The organism is Lentzea xinjiangensis, from assembly GCF_900110955.1.
Taxonomy (GTDB): Bacteria; Actinomycetota; Actinomycetes; order Mycobacteriales; family Pseudonocardiaceae; genus Lentzea; species Lentzea xinjiangensis.
In genome coordinates this window covers 16,189-38,626 of record NZ_FOFR01000037.1, presented here as the reverse complement: position 1 = coordinate 38,626, position 22,438 = coordinate 16,189, and the positions used below count along the sequence as shown (strand labels likewise).

The 22,438-nt window shown below is 74.1% G+C and carries 8 protein-coding genes; all 8 read left to right on the top strand.

The annotated features are described in order from the left end of the window. The first annotated feature begins 2 nt into the window (after positions 1–2). The 8 genes from purF (at position 3) to BMW88_RS39740 (ending at position 22,331) form a co-directional block, all read left to right on the top strand. Complete coding sequence (gene purF, locus BMW88_RS39775) at positions 3–1,400, top strand: amidophosphoribosyltransferase (protein ID WP_089962110.1); 1,398 nt, start codon at positions 3–5, stop codon at positions 1,398–1,400. A 271-nt stretch (positions 1,401–1,671) separates the two neighbouring features. Beyond that, on the top strand, positions 1,672–3,543 hold the full coding sequence (locus tag BMW88_RS39770; RefSeq protein ID WP_089962108.1) for a non-ribosomal peptide synthetase: 1,872 nt from the start codon (positions 1,672–1,674) through the stop codon (positions 3,541–3,543). After that, on the top strand, positions 3,537–6,353 hold the full coding sequence (locus tag BMW88_RS39765) for a condensation domain-containing protein (RefSeq protein WP_089962106.1): 2,817 nt from the start codon (positions 3,537–3,539) through the stop codon (positions 6,351–6,353). Before BMW88_RS39770 ends, BMW88_RS39765 begins: the two co-directional genes overlap by 7 nt. Then, a complete protein-coding gene (locus tag BMW88_RS39760; RefSeq protein WP_089962104.1) occupies positions 6,350–9,679 on the top strand; it encodes a non-ribosomal peptide synthetase in 3,330 nt (1,109 codons plus the stop codon). The genes BMW88_RS39765 and BMW88_RS39760 overlap by 4 nt, the downstream gene beginning before the upstream one ends. Further along, positions 9,679–9,918: an MbtH family protein gene (locus BMW88_RS39755; RefSeq protein WP_281249524.1), complete on the top strand. Its 240-nt coding sequence runs from the start codon at positions 9,679–9,681 to the stop codon at positions 9,916–9,918. The genes BMW88_RS39760 and BMW88_RS39755 overlap by 1 nt, the downstream gene beginning before the upstream one ends. Beyond that, on the top strand, positions 9,918–10,973 hold the full coding sequence (locus BMW88_RS39750; RefSeq protein WP_089962100.1) for a pyridoxal-phosphate dependent enzyme: 1,056 nt from the start codon (positions 9,918–9,920) through the stop codon (positions 10,971–10,973). Before BMW88_RS39755 ends, BMW88_RS39750 begins: the two co-directional genes overlap by 1 nt. Position 10,974: 1 nt before the next feature. Next, positions 10,975–12,006: an ornithine cyclodeaminase family protein gene (locus tag BMW88_RS39745; protein ID WP_089962097.1), complete on the top strand. Its 1,032-nt coding sequence runs from the start codon at positions 10,975–10,977 to the stop codon at positions 12,004–12,006. A gap of 41 nt (positions 12,007–12,047) precedes the next feature. After that, positions 12,048–22,331 (top strand): non-ribosomal peptide synthetase, encoded by a 10,284-nt coding sequence (locus BMW88_RS39740; RefSeq protein ID WP_089962094.1) that lies wholly within the window; start codon positions 12,048–12,050, stop codon positions 22,329–22,331. Positions 22,332–22,438: the final 107 nt, after the last annotated feature.

Sequence of the window (22,438 nt, the reverse complement as noted above, 5' to 3'; positions counted from 1 at the left end):
CGATGCCTCTTGACGAGGTGGGTGAGGCGTGTGGTGTGGCCGGACTGTGGCACCGCGACGCGGACGTCGCCCGGCTGTGCTCCTATGCCCTGGTCGCGTTGCAGCACCGGGGTCAGGAGTCGGCGGGCGTGGTCACAGGCGACCGCCGCACCCTGCGCCAGGCCGGTGGGATGGGCTTGGTGCAGCAGGTGTTCGACGAGGCGAAGCTGGCCGCGATGCGCGGTCATGTCGCCGTCGGGCACGTGCGGTACGCGACGGCGGGAGGCTCGACCGAGGCGAACATCCAGCCGCTGCTGGGCATCACCCGGCTCGGCTCGGCGTTCGCCTTGGCGCACAACGGGAACCTGACCGGCATCGGCGACCGGGAACGGTCGCCGGACGCGGTGGCCGGCGGTGCGGACACCCAGGAGCTGGTGGACGCGCTCGCCGACCGGACCGACGACGTGGCAGGCGCGCTGCGCGCGGTGCTGCCGCAGGTGAGGGGCGCGTTCAGCATCGTGGTGGCCACCACCGGCGCTCTGTACGCCGCGCGCGACCCGCAGGGGTTCCGGCCTCTGTGCCTCGGCCGGCTTCCTGACGGCGGGCTGGTGGTCGTGTCCGAGACCGTCGCACTGGACACGCTCGGCGCGACGTTGCTGCGCGAGGTCGCACCCGGCGAACTGGTCACGATCGACGACCGGGGAACGCGCGGCGAGCTGTTCGCCGACGCCCGGCCGGCGCCCTGCGTGTTCGAGCGGGTGTACTTCGCCCGTCAGGACTCGCTGCTGGACGGGGTGCGGGTGCAGGGGATGCGGCACGCGATGGGCGTGCTGCTCGCCCGGGAGGCACCCGCGGTGGCCGACGTGGTGACAGCGGTGCCCGACACCGCCAGACCGGCTGCCATGGGCTACGCGCAGGAATCCGGTCTGCCATATGTGGAAGCGTTGGTGCGCAACCAGTACCTCGGCCGCACGTTCATCAAACCCAGCGACTTCGAGCGCAGCCTCGGGGTGCGGATGAAGATCAACGTGGTGCCGGAGGCGGTGGCCGGCAAACGGGTCGTCGTGGTGGACGACTCGATCGTGCGGTCCACCTCGATGCGCGAGGTGGTGCAGCTGCTGCGCCGGGCGGGCGCTGCCGAGGTGCATGTGCGCGTGTCCTCGGCACCGGTGCGCTGGCCCTGCTTCTTCGGCGTGAACATGCGCTCCAGGGCCGAACTGGTGGCCAGCGACCGCACCGTGGCGGAGGTCGGCGTCCTCGTCGGCGGCGACTCGCTGAACTACCTGTCGGTGCGGGGCATGGTCGAGGCGGCCGGTGGCGGCCCGGCCTGCACCGGCTGCTTCACCGGCGTGTACCCGGCGGCAGTGCCGACGGCCGGGCACGTGCACCTCGAGCGGACGGTGCCCGCGCAGATCGGCTGAGGCTGCTCGTACCCCGTCGGGCGGGTGGTGGCCGTGCAGATGGGCTGGCGCTGCTCGTGCAGGTCGGGCGGGTGGTAGCCGTGCAGATGGGCTGAGGCTGCTCGCGCCCGTCGGGCGGGTGGCGCTCGTGCACCTCGGGCGGATGGAGCCCGTGCAGATCGGCGGACGCCGTCCGCCACCGGGCATCGCCGCTGCTCCGCGGTCGATAACCCACCGATAACCGCACCCGCCACGGTGGGAACCGTCGCGGTTGGACCTTGAGGAGGCCAGGGTGTCGAACGAGTTCGCGGTGCCGGTGGTGCACCAGATGTTCGCCCGGCAGGCACGCAGGACGCCCGACGCGCGGGCGGTGTTCTCCGACGACACCACCCTGACCTACGCCGAGCTGGACCGGCGGGCCAACCGGCTCGCCCACCACCTGCTCGGTCTCGGTGCCGGTCGAGGCGACCTGGTCGGGCTGCGGGTGCGCCGCTCGGTCGACTCGGTCGTGGCGATGCTCGCCGTGCTCAAGACCGGTGCGGCGTACGTACCGCTGGAGGACGGCCTGCCCGACGACCGGCTCACCGTGATGGCCGCCGAGTGCGCGGTCCCGCTCGTGGTGGTCGGCGGCGGTCTGCGGTGGACGCTCACGCCGGCGCCGGTGGTGCGGGTGGACGACCCCGCGATCGCCGTGGCACCGGACACCGATCCCGGGGTCGAGGTCTCGCCGGACGACCTCTGCTACGTGCCCTACACGTCCGGCTCGACCGGCCGGCCCAAGGGGACGCTGGTGTGCCACCGCAACGTCCCCGGGTTCTTCGCGGGCGACGGCTACGCGGACTGGGGTCCCGGTGCGGTGGCGGTGCACCACTCCGCGCAGTCGTGGGACGGCCACGTGCTCGACGTGTACCCGGCGCTGCTCTCGGGCGGCGCTCTGGCGGTGTACCAGGGCGATGCCACCGACCCGGTGGCGGTCGTGCGCTGGGCGGCGGCCAGGGGCGCCACCGTCCTGTGGCTCACCGCCGCCGCGTTCAACGCGGTGGTCAACGTCGACCCCGCGTTGCTCACCGGGGTGCGGTACCTGATGGCAGGCGGTGAGTCGCTGTCGGTGCCGCACGTGGCCGCGGCCGCTGCCGCGCTGCCGGGCACCCGCATCGTCAACGGCTACGGCCCGTCGGAGTGCACGGTGTTCAGCTGCGTGCGCGAGATCGAGCCGGCCGACCTGACCGCGGCCGCGATCCCGATCGGCCGCGCCGTCGGCGACCGGGTCGTCTCCGTCGTCGACGAGCGCGGCGACGCGGTGCCGGCCGGGACGGTGGGGGAGCTGTGCGTCGGTGGCGACGCCGTGTCGCGCGGCTACCTCGGCCGCCCGGCGATGACCGCGGAGCGGTTCGTGCCCGATCCCGGCGGCCCGCCCGGCGCCCGCCGCTACCGCACCGGTGACCACGTGCGCCGACGCCCGGACGGCGCGCTGGAGTTCGTCGGCCGCACCGACGGCCAGGTCAAGATCCGCGGGATGCGCGTCGAGCTGGACGAGGTGGCCGCGGCCATGCGCGCCCGGCCGGGGGTGGTCGACGCGGCGGCGGTCGTGCGCGAGCGGGCACCCGGTGACCCCGTGCTCGTCGGGTACCTGGTCATGGAGCCCGGTGCCGACCACGACGCCGATCACGACGAGGAGCTGCGGACCTCGCTCGGTGCGGCGCTGCCCGCGGCCATGGTGCCGACCGCGTTCGTCCGGCTCGCCGCGCTCCCGCTGACCCGCAACGGCAAGCTCGACCGGGCCGCGCTGCCGGAACCGGCAGGGCCGGGCGCGGACGTGCGCTACGAAGCACCGGTCGGGGCCACCGAGGCGTTCCTCGCCAGCACCTGGCAGGAGGTGCTCGCCGTGCCGCGCGTCGGTCGCGGTCACGACTTCTTCCGGCTCGGCGGGCACTCGCTCGCCGCGACCCAGGTGGTGTCCCGGATCCGCGGCCGGTGGGGTGTCGAGCTGCGGGTGCGCGACGTCTACGACGCGCCGCGCCTGGCCGACCTCGCCGCGGTGACCGACCGCGCGGTCACCGCCGGTGCCGCCGCACCCACCGCGATCGGCCGCGCCGCGCGGGCCACCAGGACCCGCGCCACCAGAACCGATACCACTCAGGACAGTGGGAGAGCACAGTGCTGAACCAGGAGACGGTCGAGGACACCACCCAGGAGACGGTCGCCCCCGCTTCACGCGCCCAACAGCGGCTCTGGCTGATGGAGAAGGTCGACTCCTCCTCGTCCGCCTACAACATCCGGTTCGGGTGGCGCCTGCTCGGCCGCGTCGACCGGGCCGCGCTGGGCGCGGCGGTGACCGACCTGGTGAGCCGGCACGAGGTTCTGCGCACCACGTTCGAGCACGACGGCGACGAGCTGCTCCAGGTGATCGCGCCACCGGCCCCGGTGCCGGTGTCCGACGTGGACCTCAGCGACCGGCCCGACCGCGAGGCCGCGCTGGACGCGCTCGCCGAGGCGCAGCTGCGCATCCCGTTCGACCTGGAACGCGGTCCGCTGCTGCGGGCGCACCTGGTGCGCGTGGCCGACCAGGAGCACGTGCTGTTCGTCGTGCTCGACCACCTGGTGTGCGACGCGTGGTCGCTGCGGCTGATGCACACCGAGCTGGTCGAGCGGTACGCCGCGCACGCCGCCCCTGGCATCGCGGCGCCGCTCGACGAGCCGGACATCCAGTACGCGGACTTCGCGGTGTGGCAACGTGACCAGCTCGCCGGCGGCGGGCTGGACCGCCAGCTCGACCACTGGCGCCGCCACCTCGCCGACCTGCCCGCCCGGCTGGAGCTGCCGACCTGCCGCCCGCGCGGGCGAGCGCCCCGCGGCCGGGGCGGCAGTGATGAGATCGAGCTGCCCGCCGACCTCGTCGCCGACGCGGAGCGACTGGCGGCCGAGACCGGGTCGTCGCTGTTCACCGTGCTGCTGACCGCGTTCAGCGTGCTGCTCGCCCGCTACTGCGGCCAGCCCGACCACGTGGTCGGCAGCCTCGTCGCCAATCGGACCAGGGCCGAGACCGAGGGCGTCATCGGGTTCTTCACCAACACCGTGGCCCTGCGCATGGACGTCGGCGGCGAGCCGACCTTCCGCGAGGTGCTGGCCAGGGTCCGCGAGACCGTGCTCGACGCCTACGCCCACCAGGAGGTGCCGTTCGATCGCGTGGTGGAGGAGCTGCAACCCCGCCGCGAGTCCGACCGCCAGCCGTTCTTCGACGTGATGATGCAGTTCGCCGACATCGACCGGGAGTGCGTCGAGCTCGCCGACGTGCGGGTCGAGCCGCTGCGCATGGCCAGTGAACCCGCTCCGGTCGACCTGATCCTCGCCGTGCTCAAGGAGGAGGGCCGGCTGGTCGGGGTCTGGGACTTCGACGTGCGGCTGTTCGACCTCGGCGCGGTGCGGCGGATGCAGCGCCACTACCTGACCCTGCTGCGCGCCATGGTCGCCCACCCGGACACGCCGGTCGCCGCGGTGCGGCTGGTCGACCCCGACGAGAGGCTGCAGCTGCTCGGCTGGGGCCGGGGCACCGCGCTGCCGGTCGACGGCTGGGCGGAAGCCGTCCACGACCCGGTCGTCGACATCGCCCGCCGCGCGCCGGACGCGATCGCCGTCGCCTCGGCCGAGCCGCTCACCTACGCGGATCTCGACGACAAGGCCAACCGGCTGGCACACCACCTGCGCTCGCTCGGGGTGCGGCGCGAGACCCTGGTCGGGGTCGCCCTCACCGGCGCCGACCGGGTGGTCGCGGAGCTCGCGGTGCTGCGCGCCCGTGGGGTCGTGGTCGATCTGAGCTCCCCCGTGGACGGTGCGGCCCCACCGCGCTGCCGGGTCGTGGTCACCGAGGCGGGGGCGACCCGCCCCGCCGGGCACGGCCCCGCGGTGGTGCACGTCGACCAGGACGCGGCGACGATCGCGGCCTGGCCGGCCGATCCGCCCGGTGTGCCGCCGGTGCCCGAGGCCAACGCCTACCTGCTGGCGGAACCGCGCTGGGGCGGGCACATGATGCTCAGCTACCGGGCACTCGCCGGGCTGATCGCCTTCCAGCGCGCCGAGTTCGGCATCGGCCGGGACGTGGTGGTGCCGCTGCGCGGCCGGACCGGTTCGGCCGCGGCGCTGTTCGAGAGCACGCTCGCGCTGTGCGCCGGTGCCCGGCTCGCGGTCTGCGACGGACCGGTCACGGGTGCGGCGCTGGTCGTGGTCGACGCCGACGAGACCGACCGGGTGCCCGACCTGCCCGCCGACGCGGAGGTGGTGGTGCTCGGCGACGTGGACGCGCTGCCGCTCGCCCGCGGCCTCGGCAAGCGGCTCGACCGCTGCGTACGCGGTGTGTACGACGTGCCGGCCGGTGTGTGGTGCGCGCTGCACGCCCCCGCCGACGAGCCGCCTGGCGGCACGCTCGGCGTCGGGGTGCCCGCCGCCAGCGGCACCGTCTACGTGCTCGACGAGTGGCTGCACCTGGTGCCTGCGGGCGTGCGCGGCGAGCTGTGCTTCGGCGGACCGTCCATCGCCCGCGGCGTGCCCGGCAGCCCGGCCGGCACCGCGGCCCGTTACCTGCCCGACCCGTTCGGTGGTCCCGCGTCCCGGCTCTACCGGACCGGGGTGCCGGCTCGCTGGTCCCGCAGCGGCGTGCTCGAACTGCTCGAGACCACAGCACCCGGACCGGTCGAGGCCGAAGCGCCGGCGGAGACCAGGACGGCACCGGCCGGCCCGGTGGAGCAGATCATCGGCGAGGTCTGGTGCGACGTGCTGCACCTCGACGACGTCGTGCTGGAGGACGACTTCTTCGACCTGGGCGGGCATTCGCTGCTCGCGAGCCAGGTCCGCACCCGGCTGGACCGGGAGTTCGGTCTCGACGTGCCGGTCCGGGTGCTGTTCGAGAACCCGCTGCTGAGCGACTTCGCCGCCGCGGTGCTGGAAATCGCCGACTCGGCGGGAAGGGAAGACCAGTGATCGACCAGACCCGACGCGGCGAGCTGGAGGCCAGGCTGCTCGCCCGGCGCAACGGCAAGGCCCGCGCCGACGTGCTGCCGCACCAGCCGCCGCACCTGCCGGTGCCGTTGTCGTTCAGCCAGGAGCGGATGTGGCTCTACGACCGGCTCGAGCCCAACAGCTCGGTGAGCAACCTGGCGTTCTCCTTCCACCTCGCCGGGCCGCTGGACACCGCAGCGCTGGCCGAGGCCGTCGCCGAGGTGCAGCGCAGGCACGCGGTGCTGCGCACCGTGCACCGCGTCTCCACTGTGGACGGTGTGGAGGGCGTTGCCGTGCAGGAACCGCTGCCCGAGCCGCTGCCCGCCCCGCCGGTGCACGACCTGAGTGCCGCGGGTGACCCGCTCGCCGCGGGGCGCGCCTGGGCCAGGGAGGCGGCCGAGCTGCCGTTCGCGCTGGACACCGCACCGCCGTTCCGCTGGCACCTGGCTCGGCTCGGCGCCGACGAGCACCTGCTGCTGCTGTGCGCGCACCACATCGCCGCCGACGGGTGGTCGGAGTCGGTGCTCAACCGCGAGCTGGGTGCGCTGTACGACGCGTTCGCCGCCGGTCGGCCGTCACCGCTGGCCCCGCTGCCGGTGCAGTACCGCGACTACGCGGCCTGGCAGAGGGCCCGGAGCACCGGACCGGCCTTCCAGTCCGCGGTGGACGAGGTGGCTGAGCGGCTCGCCGGTGTGCCCGACACGCTCGCGCTGCCGTTCGACCGCAAACCCCGCGCGGACAGCGGTTTCGGCGGTGGCACGCTCGCGCACAGGCTGCCCGCCGACCTGGTCGCCGCCGTCGCCGCGTTCGCCAAGGCGCGGTCCGCGTCGCCGTTCATGGTGCTGCTCGCCGCGTTCGGCACGCTGCTGTCGCGCCACAGCGGCCAGAGCGACATGGTGATCGGGGCGCCCACCGCCGGCCGGGCCCGCACCGAGCTGGAGGGCCTCGTCGGGTTCTTCGTCAACACCCTGCCGCTGCGGGTCGACCTCACCGGCGACCCCGCGTTCGGTGAGCTGGTGGCGCGGGTGCGCGACGGGGCGCTGGACTCCTACTCCCGGGAGGACGTCCCGTTCGAGCAGGTCGTCGAGCGCCTCGCGCCACAGCGGGACCCCGGCCGGCAGCGGCTGGTGCAGGTGATGTTCCAGCTGCACAACACCCCCGCGTGCCCGCTGGCGCTGTCCGGGCTGACCGTCACCCCGGAGCAGGTGTTCACCAACTCCTCGGCGCTGGACCTCACCCTGTCGCTCATCGACCGCGGCGACGAGCTGGAAGGGCTCTGGGAGTATCGGGGCGCGCTGTTCGACGTCGCCACCGTGCGCCGCCTGCAGCACTGCTACGAGGTGCTGCTCCGCGCGGCCGTCACCGACCCGGACAGCCCGGTGAGCCGGCTGCCGCTGCTGCCGGCCGACGAGCGGCACGCCCTGCTGCACACCCGCAACGCCTCGGAGTTCCCGCGCGAGGCGGCCTGCGTGCACGAGCTCTTCGCCGCCCAGGCCGCCGCCACCCCGGACGCGGTCGCCGTCTCCGGCGACGACGCCGAGCTTTCCTACCGCGACCTCGACCTGCACGCCAACCGCATCGCGCACCTGCTGCGCCGCCACGGCGTCGGGCCCGACGTGCCGGTCGGCGTGCTGCTGGACCGCTCGGTGCAGCTGCTGCCCGCGCTGATGGGCATCCTCAAGGCAGGCGGTGCCTACCTGCCGATCGGCACCGAGGCGCCGGCGCCTCGCGTGCGGCAGCTGCTCGACTCCGCCCGCCCGCCCGTCTGCCTGGTGCGCCCCGACCTCGCGGACACCGTTCGCGAGCTGGGCAGCGAGCCGATCGTGCTGACCCCCGACCTCGCGGCCGCCGCGGGCGAGCCGGACACGCCGCCCGACACGGGCGTCACGCCCGAACACCTGGTCGCGGTGTTCTACACCTCGGGGTCGACCGGCGCGCCCAAGGGCGTGATGTGCCGGCACGCCGGCTGGGCCAACCGCATGCAGTGGATGCAGCGCGCGCACGGGCTGCGGCCCGGTGAGGCCGTGCTGCTCAAGACGCCGCTGACCTTCGGCGACTCCGCCGTGGAGCTGCTGTGGCCGCTGCTGGCCGGCGGCCGGGTGGCGCTGCTCGAACCGGGCCGCCACCGCGACCCGAGGGCGATCATCGAGGCCACCCTGCGCCACGGCGCGGTGCACGTCCAGTTCGTGCCGGGGATGCTCGGCCTGGTCCTGGACACCATGACCGACGACGAGTGCGCGCAGATCAGCGCCAGGGTGCGCACCCTGCTCTCCAGCGGCGAGGCGATCAGCGCCGAGCTGGTCCGCCGTTTCCGCGACCGGTTCGGCGACACCGTCGCGCTGGACAACACCTGGGGCATGACCGAGGCGTCCATCGACTCGTCGCTGCACGTCTGCGACGGGACCGACACCGCGGAGGGCGTGCCGGTGCCGATCGGCTTCCCGGTCGACAACTGCCAGACCTACGTGCTCGACGAGCACCTGGAGCCCGTGCCGGTCAACGTGCTCGGTGACATCCACGTCGGCGGCGCGGGCCTGGCCCGCGGCTACCTGCGCGACCCGCGCCGCACGGCCGACGCGTTCCGGCCCAACCCGCACCGGCCGGGGGAGCGGCTCTACGCCACCGGCGACCGCGGGTACGTCCGCGCCGACGGCCAGGTCGTGCACGTCGGCCGGGTGGACGGCCAGGTCAAGATCCGCGGCGCGCGGATCGAGATCGGCGAGGTCGAGGCCGCGCTGCACACGCACCCCGACGTCGACGACGGCGCCGTCGGCGTGTGGGAGCCCAGCCCCGGTGACCGCAGGCTGGTCGCGTACGCCGTCCCGGTCGCGGGCGCCGTGCTCACCCCGGCCTCGGTGCTGGACCACCTCAAGCGCCAGCTGCCCAGCTACTCGGTGCCGTCCACCGCGCTGCTGCTCGAGGAGTTCCCCCGCAACCCCAACGGAAAGCTCGACCGCAAGCAGCTACCGCTGCCGGACGAGTCCTCGGCCCGGCGCGCCGCCTACGTCGCGCCGCGCACCCCGGTCGAGGAGCTGGTCGCCGGGGTGTGGTGCCAGGTGCTCGGCGTGGAGCGGGTCGGCGCGCACGACGACTTCTTCGCACTCGGCGGCCACTCGTTGCTCGCGATCCGCGCCGTGGTGCAGATCGGCTCGCGGGTGGGCACCGAGCTCGCGCCCAACCTGATGTTCGACCGGACCGTGCTGGCCCAGGTCGCCGACCACGTCGAGGCCGCGGTGCTGGCCGACGTGTCGGCGATGACCGACGACGACGCGCTCGCCGAGCTGGCGTCGCAACCCCTGCTCGGCTGATCCGGCCGACCCCTGAGGAGGACTGGAAGATGGACTACCAAGTCGTGGTGAACACCCAGGAGCAGTACTCGATCTGGCCGCGCGGGAGGGACCTCCCGGCCGGCTGGACCGCCGAGGGCACCGCGGGCACCAAGGACGAGTGCCTCGCCCGGATCGAGGAGGTCTGGGTCGACATGCGGCCCCGTAGCCTGCGCGAGCAGATGGCCGCGACGGCCGCCGTCCCAGGGGACGGGAACTGATGGTCTACGCCCGCGCCACCACCGTCTGCCGGCGGAGCTCGGCCGAGGTGCTCGGCGCGTTCCGGGCGACGGTCGGCAACACCCCGATCGTCCACATCGGACTCGACATCGCCGGGACGCGCCGCTGGATCGGCCTGAAGCTGGAGGGGCACAACCCCTGCGGCTCCATCAAGGACCGGACCGCGGCGAGCCTGCTCGAGTCGATCGGCCCGGACGCGCTCGACGGCGCGTCGGCGATCGTCGAGTCCACGTCGGGCAACCTCGGGGTCAGCCTGGCCCACCTCGCCGGCGAGCTGGGGCTGCCGTTCCACGCGGTCGTGGACCCCAAGCTGTCCCCGGTGGTGGCCGAGCGGATGCGGGAGCGCGGCGCGCTGCTGCACCGGGTCACCGAGCCCGACGACACCGGCGGCTACCTGCTGACGCGGCTGGACACCGTGGCGCGGCTGCACCGGGAGATCCCCGGCGCGGTCTGGCCCAACCAGTACGCCAACCCCGCCAACCCGGCCGCGCACCGCGACGGCACCGGACCGGAGATCCTGCGCCAGACCGGCGGGGCGGTGGACGCCGTGTTCGTCGCGGTGTCCACCGGCGGCACCATCGCGGGCGTCTCGGAGCACCTGCGGACCGCGAGCCCGGCCACCAGGGTCATCGGTGTCGACGTGGTCGGCTCGGTGGTGTTCGAGAACCGGCCCGGCGCGCGCAGGCTCTCGGGCATCGGGGCGAGCAGGCGGTCGGACTTCCTGCGCGCCGACACCGTGGACGGCCACGAGATGGTGACCGACGAGGAGGCGTTCGCGTTCTGCCGCGCGCTGGATCGCTGGTGCGGGCTGCGGGTCGGGGGGTCCAGCGGCGCGGTGCTCGCCGGGTGCGTCCACCACCTCGTCCGCCACCCCGAGATCACCCGGCCCGTGTGCATCGCCCCCGACATCGGCGAGAACTACCTGCGGACCCTGTTCGACGACGACTACCTGCGCCGCGAGGGGATCGAGCTGCACGACGACCTGCTGCGCCCGACGCCTGCGCACGACCCGGTGCGCTTCCTCGGAAAGGCCTGACATGCGCGACCCGATCCGCTACCTCACCGAAGCCCAGACGCGGCAGGCGTGCGACCTGCTCGACCCCCTCGCCGTGATCCGCGAGGTGCTGGTGCGCCACGCGAAGCACGAGGTCGTGCTGCCCGCTGAGGCCTACCTCGGCTGGACCACCCCGGCGGGCGCGTCCGCGCGCAGCATCAACATGCCGGCGATGGTGCTCGGCCGCGAGCCCGCCGCGGGCACCAAGGTCATCAACGCCAGCCTGGACAACGTCGACCACGGCCTGCCCAGGGCGAGCGGGCTGACGATGGTCTTCGACGTCCACACCGGACGGATCACCTGCCTGATGGCCGCCGCTCACGTGAGCGCGCTGCGCACCGCCGCGGTGTCCGTCGCGTCGGCCGCCGAGCTGCTGCGGCCCGGTGCCCGGACGGCCGCGGTGATCGGTTCCGGCGTGATCGCCGAGAGCCACGTGCGGTTGCTCGCCGAACGACTCGACGGCATCGCCGAGCTCGCCGTCTTCGACCAGGTACCGGCCAGGGCCGCGGCCTTCGTCGAGCGGCTCCGCCCGCACCTGGACGCGCACGGCGTGCACGCGGTCGTCGCCGGGTCGGCGCGGGCCGCGGTCGACGGCGCGGACCTGGTCATGCCGTGCACCACCACGACCACGCCCTACATCGAGATGTCCTGGCTGCGCCAGGGGGCTGTCGTGGTGAACGTGTCGCTGGACGACGTCGGCCCGGACGTGGTCGCCGGCTGCGACCTGCTGCTGGTCGACGACTGGTCGCTGGTGCGCGACGACACCCACCGCCTGCTCGGCCGGATGCACCGCGCGGGCGAGCTGACCGGCCCGGACGAGGTGCCCCGGCAGGGCGTGCCCGCGGTGCACGGCGAGCTGGGCGAGGTGTTCGCCGGCGTGAGCCCCGGCCGCGTCGCCGACGACCAGACGATCCTGGTGAACCCGTTCGGCATGGCGGTCGAGGACGTCGCCCTCGCCGGCGAGGTGTTCCGCGTGGCCCGCGAGCTGGACCTCGGCACCCTGCTGGACCGCTGACCCCAACGCCCGAGACCGCACGAGCACGAGCGAGGACGCGGATGTACACGGCACATGACACCGTTGACCTGTCGGACGCGAAGCGGGCGCTGCTGGCGCGGCGGCTGGCCGGCGCCACCAAGGCCGTCACAGGCATCCCACGCCGGGAGGACCGCGGCCCGGCGCCGCTCTCGCCAGCCCAACGCGGGCTGTGGGTGCTCGACCAGTTGCTGCCCAACAACGCGCTCTACGGCGTGCACCGCGTGCTGTGGCTGCGCGGACCGGTGGTCGTCGACGCCCTGCGCGACGCCGCCGCCGTGCTCCTGCGCAGGCACGAGGTGCTGCGCAGCACCGTCCACAGCGGACCGGTGCAGGTCGTGGCACCGGACGCCGAGCCCGCGTTCCGCGTGGCCGACGTGCGCGGTGCGGACCACGGCGAGGTGCTGGCCCGTGCCGACGCCGAGGTGCGCAGGCCGTTCGACCTCGCCGAGGGCCCGCTCGTGCGCTTCACCCTGTTCCGCCGCGCCACCGACGAGCACCTGCTGGTGCTGCACGCCCACCACCTGGTCGTCGACGGCTGGTCGCTCGGCGTGCTGGCCCGTGAGCTCGACGCCGCCTACCGGGCGCTCGCGGCGGGCGAGCCCGTGGACCTGCCGCCGGTCGCGGTCCAGTACGCCGACGTCGCCGCCTGGCAAGCCGGGCGCGCGCAGCCGGCGGGACTGGCGTACTGGCGCGACCGGCTCGCCGGCGTCTCACCGGTGCTGGACCTGCCGACCGACCGCCCCCGGCCGCGCGACCCCAGCTACGGCGGTGGCTCCGTGCGCCACCGGCTGACCCCGCAGGTGAGCGCCGGGCTGCGCGCGCTGGCCGCCGGCACCGGGGTCACCGAGTTCAGCGCGCTGCTCACCGCGTTCACCGTGCTGCTGCGCACCTGGTCCGGCCAGGACGACTTCGCCGTCGGCTCGGTCGTCGCGGCCCGCACGCACGCCGACAGCCAGGACGTGGTGGGGCTGCTGGCCACCACGGTGGCGCTGGTCGCCGACCTGTCCGGGGACCCGACGGTGCGCGAGCTGCTCGCCCGCCAGCACGCGGTCGTCCGCGACGCGCTCGCCCACCAGGACGTGGCGTTCGAGCAGGTCGTCGACGCGGTCGCGCCGGCCCGCACGCTCGGTCGCAACCCGCTGTTCCAGGTGCTGTTCCAACACACCGGCCCGGCGTCCGAGCGGTGGGACCTGGCCGGGGTCGAGGTCACCCCGGTCGACGCCGACAACGGCATGACCAAGTTCGACCTGTCCCTGTTCACCGTCGACGACGGTGACGCGATCGAGCTGGTCGTCTACTACGCCACCGACCTGTTCGACCGCGACACCGCGCACCGCATGACAGCGCACCTGGCCCGCGTCGTCGAGCGGTTCGCGTCCGCACCGGGCACTCGGCTGTCCGAAGTGGACTCCGTTGACCCGGCCGCGCTGACCGCACTGCTGGCGCTGGGCCGCGATCACTCGCCGCAGATCCCGGCCGGCACCGTCGAGGAGCTGCTCGCCGCCGTCACCGCACGCACCCCGGACGCCGTCGCGGTCCGGGACGGCGCCGGTGCCGCGCTGAGCTACCGCGAGCTGACCGAACGCGTCGGGCGCCTCGCCGGGCACCTGCGCGCCGTCGGCGTCGAGCGGGAGTGCCTGGTTGGGGTGTGCCTGCCGCACGACGCCGACCTGCTCGTGGCGCTGCTCGCGGTGTGGCGCGCCGGCGGCGCCTACCTGCCGCTGGACCCCACCCACCCCGCCGACCGGCTCGCCATGGTCCTCGGCGACGCCGCGGCCCCGGTCCTGATCACGACCGAGGCGATCGGCGCCCGCCTCACCACCCCGGCGCGGCCGGTGCTGCTCGACGGCGACCGGGACCTGATCGCCGCCGCCGACCCGGTCCGGCCGGCACCGGGCGACGCAGAGCGCCTCGCCTACGCCATCTACACCTCCGGCTCCACCGGCCGGCCCAAGGGCGTGCTGATCGACCACGGCGCGCTGGCGAACCTGGTGTGCGGCCTCGGCGAGCGCATCGGGTTCGGTGACGGCGACACGATGCTCGCCACCACCACCGTCTCCTTCGACATCGCCGGCCTGGAGCTGTTCCTCCCGCTGGTCGCCGGTGGCACCACGGTGCTCGTCGACCACGAGCGGGCCGCCGACCCGCACGCGTTCGCCGCGGCCATCACCGGCTCCGGCGCCCGGTTCACCCAGGCCACCCCGTCGGCGTGGCGGCTGCTCGTCGAGGCGGGCTGGGCCGGTGCGCCCGGCCTGGTCGCGCTGTGCGGCGGCGAGGCGCTGCCGGCCGACCTCGCCGTCGCGCTGCGGGCCAGGGTCGAGGTGCTGTGGAACGTCTACGGCCCCACCGAGACCACGATCTGGTCGGCCGCCGCCGACGTGACCGCCCCTGCGGCGGGCGTGGCCATCGGCGGCCCGGTCGCCAACACCGGCCTGTACGTGCTGGACGAGCGCCACCGCCCGGTCCCCGTCGGCGTGGCCGGCGAGCTGACCATCGGCGGCGCGGGCGTCGCCCGCGGCTACCTGGGCCGGGCGGGGCTCACCGCGGAGAGGTTCGTACCGGATCCCTTCGGGCCGCCCGGAGCGCGGATGTACCGCACGGGCGACCGGGCCCGCTGGCGAGCCGACGGGCTGCTGGAGTTCCTCGGCCGCACCGACCACCAGGTGAAGGTGCGCGGCTACCGCATCGAGCTGGGCGAGATCGAGTCCCGGCTGCTGGCCTGCCCCGGTGTCGAGCAGGCGGTCGTGGTGGCCCGCGAGGACCGGCCCGGCCGGCGCACGCTCGCCGCGTACGTGGTCGGTTCCGCCGAGGCCGATCGGCTGCGTGACGCCCTGCGCGCCGACCTGCCCGACTACATGGTCCCGGCAGCCGTCGTCGTGCTCGACGCACTGCCGCTGACCCCCAACCAGAAGGTGGACCGCGCCCGCCTCCCGCGCCCCGAGATCGCGGGCAGCGCGCACGAGCCCCCGCGCACCGGGACCGAGGCGGTGCTCGCCGCACTGTGGTGCACCGTGCTCGGCGCCGACCGGGTCGGCGTCCACGACAACTTCTTCGAGCTGGGCGGTGACTCGCTCGCCGCCCTGCGCGTCGTGCTGCTCGCGGCCGAGCGCGGGCTCACCCTCGCACCGCGTGACGTGTTCGCCCACCAGACCGTGGCCGAGCTCGCGGCCGGTGCAGGCCCGCGCGTGGTGGTCGAGCACGAGCCGTTCGCCCTGGCGCCGGCGTCGCTGGACCGCACCGGCCTGGCCGACGCCTACCCGCTCACGCCGCTGCAGACCGGCATGCTGTTCCACTCGCTCGACGCCGGCTCCGGCGACTACACCCGCCAGTTCGTGCTCGACCTCGACGGGCCGCTCGACGCCGACCGGCTCGCCGCCGCCTGGGCCAGCGTCGTCGCGGCGCACCCGGTGCTGCGCACCACCTGCGCTTGGACCCAGGGCGCGGAGCCCGTGCAGGTCGTGCGGCACACCGGTGGTGGCCTCGCGGTCACCGGCACCGCCGACTGGGATGGGCTGGTGCGCGCCGAGCGGGCCGCGATCGACCTCGAACACACCCCGCACCGGATGGTGCTCGCCTCGACCGGCGCGTCCCACCGCCTCCTGTGGACGGTGCACCACCTGCTGGTCGACGGCTGGAGCGTCGGACTGGTGCTGCGCGAGCTGCTCGCCCGCTACGGCGGCGTGACCCCGCGCCCCGCGGCGCCGTTCCGGTCGTTCGTCGAGTGGCTGCGTGCGCGCGACACCGCGGCCGACGAGCGGTTCTGGCGCGGCCGCCTCGGTGCGCTGGCCGCGGCGACCCCGCTGTCGGTTGACCGGGCCACCGGCCTGTCCGGCGTCGGCGCCGCCGGGGCCGAGCTGCCCGAGTCGCTGGTGAGCGGTGTGCGGGAGCTGGCGGCGCGGCTGCACGTGTCGGTGGCGAGCGTGCTGCACGCCGCGTGGGCGCTGGTCCTGCACCGCTACTCCGGCGAGCCGGACGTGACCTTCGGCAGCACCTCCCTCGGCCGGGCCGGTGACCTGCCCTGCGCCGGTGAGATCGTCGGCCTGCTGATGAACACCGCGCCGCTGCGCGTGGCCGTCGACCGGTCCGCCACGGTGGACCGCTGGCTGCTCGCGGTGCACGCCGAGCAGTCCGCGGTGCGCGAGCACGAGCACTGCTCGCTGGTCGACGTGCACCGCTGGAGCGGAGTACCGGCCGGGCAGCCGTTGTTCCACAGCATCCTGGTGCCGCAGGGCGGCGTCGAGCACTACGACGACGTGGCCGGGCTGCGGATCACCCCGCGCGACACCGGTCTCGACGGGCCGGGGGAGCTGCCGATGACCGGCTACCCGGTCGTGGTCGAGCCCACGATCGCCACCGGGGACGGCGGCGTCTCGGCGCTGCACCTGTACTTCGACCGCGCCGTGCTGCCCGAGCCGGCCGCCCGGCGCCTCGCCGACGGGTTCGTCCGCGTGCTCGGCGGCTTGGTCGCCGGTAGCCGGGCCGGTGGCACGGTCGGTGCGGTTCCGCTGCTCTCCGCCGAGGAGCTGGCCACCGTCGTCCTGGACTCCAACCGGTCGGCGATGAGCTACCCGGCTGACCGTTGCGTGCACGAGTTGTTCGAGGAGTGGGCGGCTCGTACGCCGGAGGCGACTGCGGTCGTCGATGGTGTGACCCGTGTGTCCTATGGGGACTTGAACGTGCGGGCGAATCGGGTCGCGCACCTGTTGCGGGACAGGGGGGTGGGTCCGGACGTCTTCGTCGGGGTGTGTTTCGAGCACAGTGTGGAGATGTTGGTGGCGTTGCTCGGTGTGCTGAAGGCCGGTGGTGCGTACGTGCCGCTGGACCCGTCGCATCCGGCCGACCGGCTCGCCTACGTGCTCGGTGACACCGCGGCGCCGATCGTGCTCACCCAGGCCGCCGTGCGTCACGCCGTGCCCGAGGTCGACGCGGTCGTGATCGACATGGCCGACGCGGCGTTCGCCGCGCAGCCCGGCACCGACCCGCGGCCGCTGGCAGGGCCGGAGAATCTGATCTACGCGATGTACACGTCCGGGTCGACCGGTCGTCCCAAGGGTGTGCTGGTGCATCACCGGGGCGTCGTCAACTACCTGTGGTGGGCCGTTGAGGGTTATGGCCTTGGTGGCGCTTCCGGTGCGCCGATGGTGGGTTCCATCGCGTTCGACCTGTCGGTGCCGAACTTCTTCCTGCCGCTGATCGGTGGCAAGGACGTGACGCTGCTCGACCAGGACCGCAGCCTCGAACCGCTCGCGTCCCTGCTCGCCGCACCGGGTGACTTCAGCCTGCTCAAGATCACTCCCGGGCACGCCGACGTGTTGAGCGGCCAGCTCGCGCCCGCCTCCGTGTCCTCGGTGCGCACCTTCGTGGTCGGCGCCGACGAGGTGCGGCCGGAGACCGCCGCGGCGCTGCGCCGGGCGGCGCCGGCAGCGCGCATCATCAACGAGTACGGCCCGACCGAGACCGTGGTCGGCTGCTCGACCTACGTGGTGCCCGACCCGGTGGACTACTCCGCGTCGGTCCCCATCGGACGGCCCATCGGCAACATGCGCATGTACGTCCTGGACGAGCACCTCGAGCCGGTGCCCATCGGTGCCGCGGGCGAGCTGTTCATCGGTGGCGACGGCGTGGTCCGCGGCTACCTCGGCAGGCCGGACCTCACCGCGGACAAGTTCATGCCGGACCCGTTCGGCGCGCCGGGGGACCGGTTCTACCGCACCGGAGACCTCGCCCGCTGGCGCGAGGACGGCGAGCTGGAGTTCCTCGGCCGCATCGACCACCAGGTCAAGATCCGCGGCTACCGCATCGAGCTGGGCGAGATCGAGGCGCGCATGCTGGCCCACCCGCTGGTCCGCGAGGCCGTCGTCGCCGCCCGCGAGGACCGGCCCGGCCACAAGCAGCTCGCCGGCTACGTGGTGCCCGGCCCTGGCTTCACCGTCGATGACCTGCACGCCCACCTGGCTCGGTCGCTGCCGGACTACATGATCCCGGCCAGCGTCACGCTGCTCGACGCCATGCCGCTGAGCACCGGTGGCAAGGTCGACCGCAGGCTCCTGCCGGCACCCGCCCACGCCGGTGAGCGAGCCGGGCACACCGCGCCCCGCACACCGGTCGAGCGCGCGCTCTGCGACATCTGGCGCACCGTGCTCGACGTCGCGGCCGTCGGGGTGCACGACGACTTCTTCGCCCTCGGTGGCGACTCGCTGCTGACCGTGCGGCTGGTCGCGCTCGGCCGCGCCGCCGGGCTGGAGTTCACGCCGCGGAGCGTCTTCCGCGCGCCGACCGTGGCCGAGCTGGCCGCGTCGGTGTCCGCGGCGGACGGCGGCGTGGCGGACGGCGGCGTGGCGGACGGCGGCGTGGCGGTGGCGCGGCAGCCGTTCGTCCTCAGTGGACTCGACGAGGCCGGGCTCGCTGCTCGCGCCCATGCGCTGACCGGGCGCACCGACCTGGTCGACGCCTACCCGCTCACCCCGCTGCAGACCGGCATGGTCTACCACTCGATGCTGGGCGAGCACTCCGACGACTACACCCGCCAGCACGTCTCGGACCTGCCGGCCGATGTCGACACCGACCGGCTGCTCTCCTGCTGGCACGACGTGGTGGCCGCGCACACCGCGCTGCGGACCACGGTCGCGCTGACCGATCTGCCCCGCCCGCTGCACCTGGTCTGGGCCGGTGCCGCACCGGACGTGCGGGTGGTCGACGTCGCCGGCGCGGCGGAGGCCGACGCCCTGGCCACCGCCGAGTTCCACACCCCGTTCGACCTCACCACCGCCCCGCCGCACCGCCTCGTGCTGGCCCGCCACCCCGGCGGCTGCCGTCTGGTGTGGACGGTGCACCACCTGGTGGTGGACGGGTGGAGCGTGGCACTGGTCTTCGGTGAGCTCGCCGCCCGCTACGCCGGTGAGGCCGCGGCCGGGTCGGACTTCGGCGACGCCGTCGCCTGGCTCGCCACCGCCGACGCGCAGGCCGACGAGCGGTTCTGGCGCTCGCGGCTCGGTTCGCTCGCCGAGGCCACGCCGCTGTCGGTGGACCGCGCGACCGGCCGGGCGGGCGCCGGCGTGCACGTGGAGGTGCTGCCCACCGACCTGCTGGGCGAGCTCCGCGTCACCGCCAGGGACCTGCGGGTGTCGGTGGCGAGCGTGCTGCAGGCCGCGTGGGCGCTGGTGCTGCACCGCTACGCCGGCACCCCCGACGTCACCTTCGGCGTGATCGGTTCCGGGCGCACCGGCGGGCTCGCCGACGCCGGTGAGATCGTCGGCCTGCTGATGAACACCGTGCCGCTGCGAGTCCAGGTGGACCGCACGGCGCCGGTCGGGGAGTGGCTGCGAGCCGTGCACGCCGAGCAGCTCGCCGTGCGGGAACACGAGCACTGCTCGCTGGTCGAGGTGCAGCGCTGGAGCGGCGTCCCGGCCGGGCAGCCGTTGTTCGGCTCGATCCTCGTCTACGAGAGCACGCAGGCCGACGGCCTGGCGAAGGCCGGGTGGGAGCGCGCGGCCAGCCCGGTCACGCCGGCCAACGGCTACCCGATCGTGCTGGAGCTGTCGCCGTCAGGTGACAGCCTCGGGGTCGAGCTGTTCTTCGACCGGGCCCGGCTCGACGACGACACCGCGGCTCGTGCGGTCGCGCACTTCGTCCACGCCCTGCGAGGGTTGGTGCGCGGCGGCACCGTCGGCTCGGTGCAGGTGCTGCCCGCCGCCGAGCACGAACTGGTCGTGCACGCGTCGAACCGCACCGCGATGGACTACCCGGCTGACCGTTGCGTGCACGAGTTGTTCGAGGAGTGGGCGGCTCGCACGCCGGAGGCGACGGCGATCGTCGACGGTGTGACGCGGGTGTCCTATCGGGACTTGAACGTGCGGGCGAATCGGGTCGCGCACTTGTTGCGGGACAGGGGAGTGGGCCCGGATGTGTTCGTCGGGGTGTGCTTCGAGCACAGTGTGGAGATGTTGGTGGCGTTGCTCGGTGTGTTGAAGGCCGGTGGTGCGTACGTGCCGCTGGATCCGTCGCACCCGGCCGACCGGCTGGCCTATGTGCTCGGTGACACCGCGGCGCCGATCGTGCTCACCCACGCCCCGGCGCGTGCGGCCCTGCCTGCCACCGACGCCCGCGTGCTGTGCGTTGACGACCCGGCCGAAGGGTGGCACGGCGACACCGACCCCGTCTCCGGAGCCGGGCCGGAAAATTTGATCTACGCGATGTACACGTCCGGGTCGACCGGTCGTCCCAAGGGTGTGCTGGTGCATCACCGGGGCGTCGTCAACTACCTGTGGTGGGCCGTTGACGGTTACGGCCTCGATGGCGCTTCCGGTGCGCCGATGGTGGGTTCCATCGCGTTCGACCTGTCGGTGCCCAACTTCTTCCTGCCGCTGATCGGTGGCAAGGACGTGACGCTGCTCGACCAGGACCGCAGCCTCGAACCGCTGTCCGCGCTGTTGACCGCGCCCGGTGACTTCAGCCTGCTCAAGATCACCCCAGGCCACGCGGACGTCCTGAGCGGGCAGTTGGCGGCGGGAGCGGTGTCGTCGGTGCGCACGTTCGTGGTCGGCGCCGACGAGGTCCGGCCGGAGACGGTGGCCGGGCTGCGGCGCATCGCGCCCGGCGCGCGGGTGGTGAACGAGTACGGCCCGACCGAGACCGTGGTCGGCTGCTCGGTCTACCTCACGCCCGGTGACGTCGACTACTCGGCGTCGGTGCCGATCGGCAAGCCCATCGGCAACCTGCGGATGTACGTGCTGGACGAGCACCTCGAGCCGGTTCCGGTCGGTGTGGCCGGTGAGCTGTTCATCGGTGGCGACGGCGTGGTCCGCGGCTACCTCGGCAGGCCGGGCCTGACCGCGGAGAAGTTCCTGCCGGACCCGTTCGGCGCTCCGGGGGACCGGTTCTACCGCACCGGGGACCTCGCCCGCTGGCGTGCCGACGGGGAGCTGGAGTTCCTCGGCCGCATCGACCACCAGGTCAAGATCCGCGGCTACCGCATCGAGCTGGGCGAGGTCGAGGCGCGCATGCTGGCCCACCCGCTGGTCCGCGAGGCCGTGGTCGCGGCTCGCGAGGACCGGCCGGGGCACAAGCAGCTCGCCGGCTACGTGGTGCCGAACCCCGGGTTCGCCGTTGAGGACCTGCTGGCCGAGCTGCGCGGCGTCCTGCCCGAGTACATGGTCCCGGCGAGCATCACCGTGCTGGACGCCATGCCGCTGAGCACCGGCGGCAAGGTCGACCGCAGGCTCCTGCCCGACCCGGTGCGGCGCACCGGCGGTACCGGCTCCGACGAGCCGCGCACCCCGACCGAGTCGGTGCTGGCCGACCTCTGGCAGTCCACCTTGGGCACTCCGGTGATCGGCCCGCACGACGACTTCTTCGCGGCGGGCGGCGACTCGCTGAGGGCCATCACCCTGGTCGACCGGATGCGCACCGCGCTGAACCTGCCGGTGTCGCTGGGCCTGCTGTTCCGCCACCCGACCATCGCCGAGCTGGCGGTCGCCCTGCGCGACCTCGCCACCGTCACCACCGGCGGCGAACCGTTGCGGCTGCGTCGCGGCAGCGCCGGTACGGCACCGCTGTTCCTGCTGCCCGCCCAGGGCGGCATGGCCGGGCCGTACCTCGACCTCGCCCGTCTCCTGCCCGACGACGTACCGGTGTACGCGCTGCAGTCGCTGGGCATCGAGGCGGACACCGAGCCGTTGGACACCGTCGAGGCGATCGCCGCCGACGCCGTCGCGCGGATCAGCGCGGTCGCCCCGGACGGGCCGGTGCGGCTGGCCGGCTGGTCGTTCGGCGGTCTGGTCGCCTACGAGACCGCCCGGCTGCTGGAGGCCGCGGGCCGCGAGGTCGCGTTCGTCGGGCTGCTGGACACCGCGGTGTTCGACCCGGAGAACGTGCCCGGCTGGTTCGCCGACTACGACGCCGGTTCCGAGGTGATGAAGTTCGCCGCGCACCTCGGCATGGCCGGGGTGGACGCGCTCGGCGACGAGCAGGCCGTCGTGGACGCCATGCTCGGTCACCTGCGCATCGGCGGGCACATGTCGGACATGATCGACGCGGTCGTCCTGCGGCGGATCGTGCGGGTGTACGCGGCCAACGGTGCCGCCACCACCCGTTACACCCCGCGCGGCACGGTCGGCGCCGACCTGCACCTGCTGCGTGCCGCCGAGCGCGACGCGCTGTCGCTCAACGAGGCCGACCCGGTGGCGTGGCGGCCGCACACCACCGGCACCGTGCACGACGTCGCGTTGCGCGGCGACCACGAGAACCTGCTCACCGCCCCTCACGTCCACGAGGTAGCCCAGGTCCTGACCGCGCTCATGAGCTGAGCACACGGGAGAAGGGGTGACCGCGACGAACTGCTCTCCGAAGCCGGTCCGGCATTCGGAGAGCAGTTCGTCGTCGCAGGAGCACAAGCGAGCCGCCGCTGCGGACA

Excerpts from the sequence above, each read along its gene's own strand:
- purF (WP_089962110.1), top strand. The coding sequence starts at position 3 with ATGCCTCTTGACGAGGTGGGTGAGGCGTGTGGTGTGGCCGGACTGTGG.
- BMW88_RS39750 (WP_089962100.1), top strand. The coding sequence starts at position 9,918 with ATGGTCTACGCCCGCGCCACCACCGTCTGCCGGCGGAGCTCGGCCGAG.
- BMW88_RS39745 (WP_089962097.1), top strand. The coding sequence starts at position 10,975 with ATGCGCGACCCGATCCGCTACCTCACCGAAGCCCAGACGCGGCAGGCG.
- BMW88_RS39740 (WP_089962094.1), top strand. The coding sequence starts at position 12,048 with ATGTACACGGCACATGACACCGTTGACCTGTCGGACGCGAAGCGGGCG.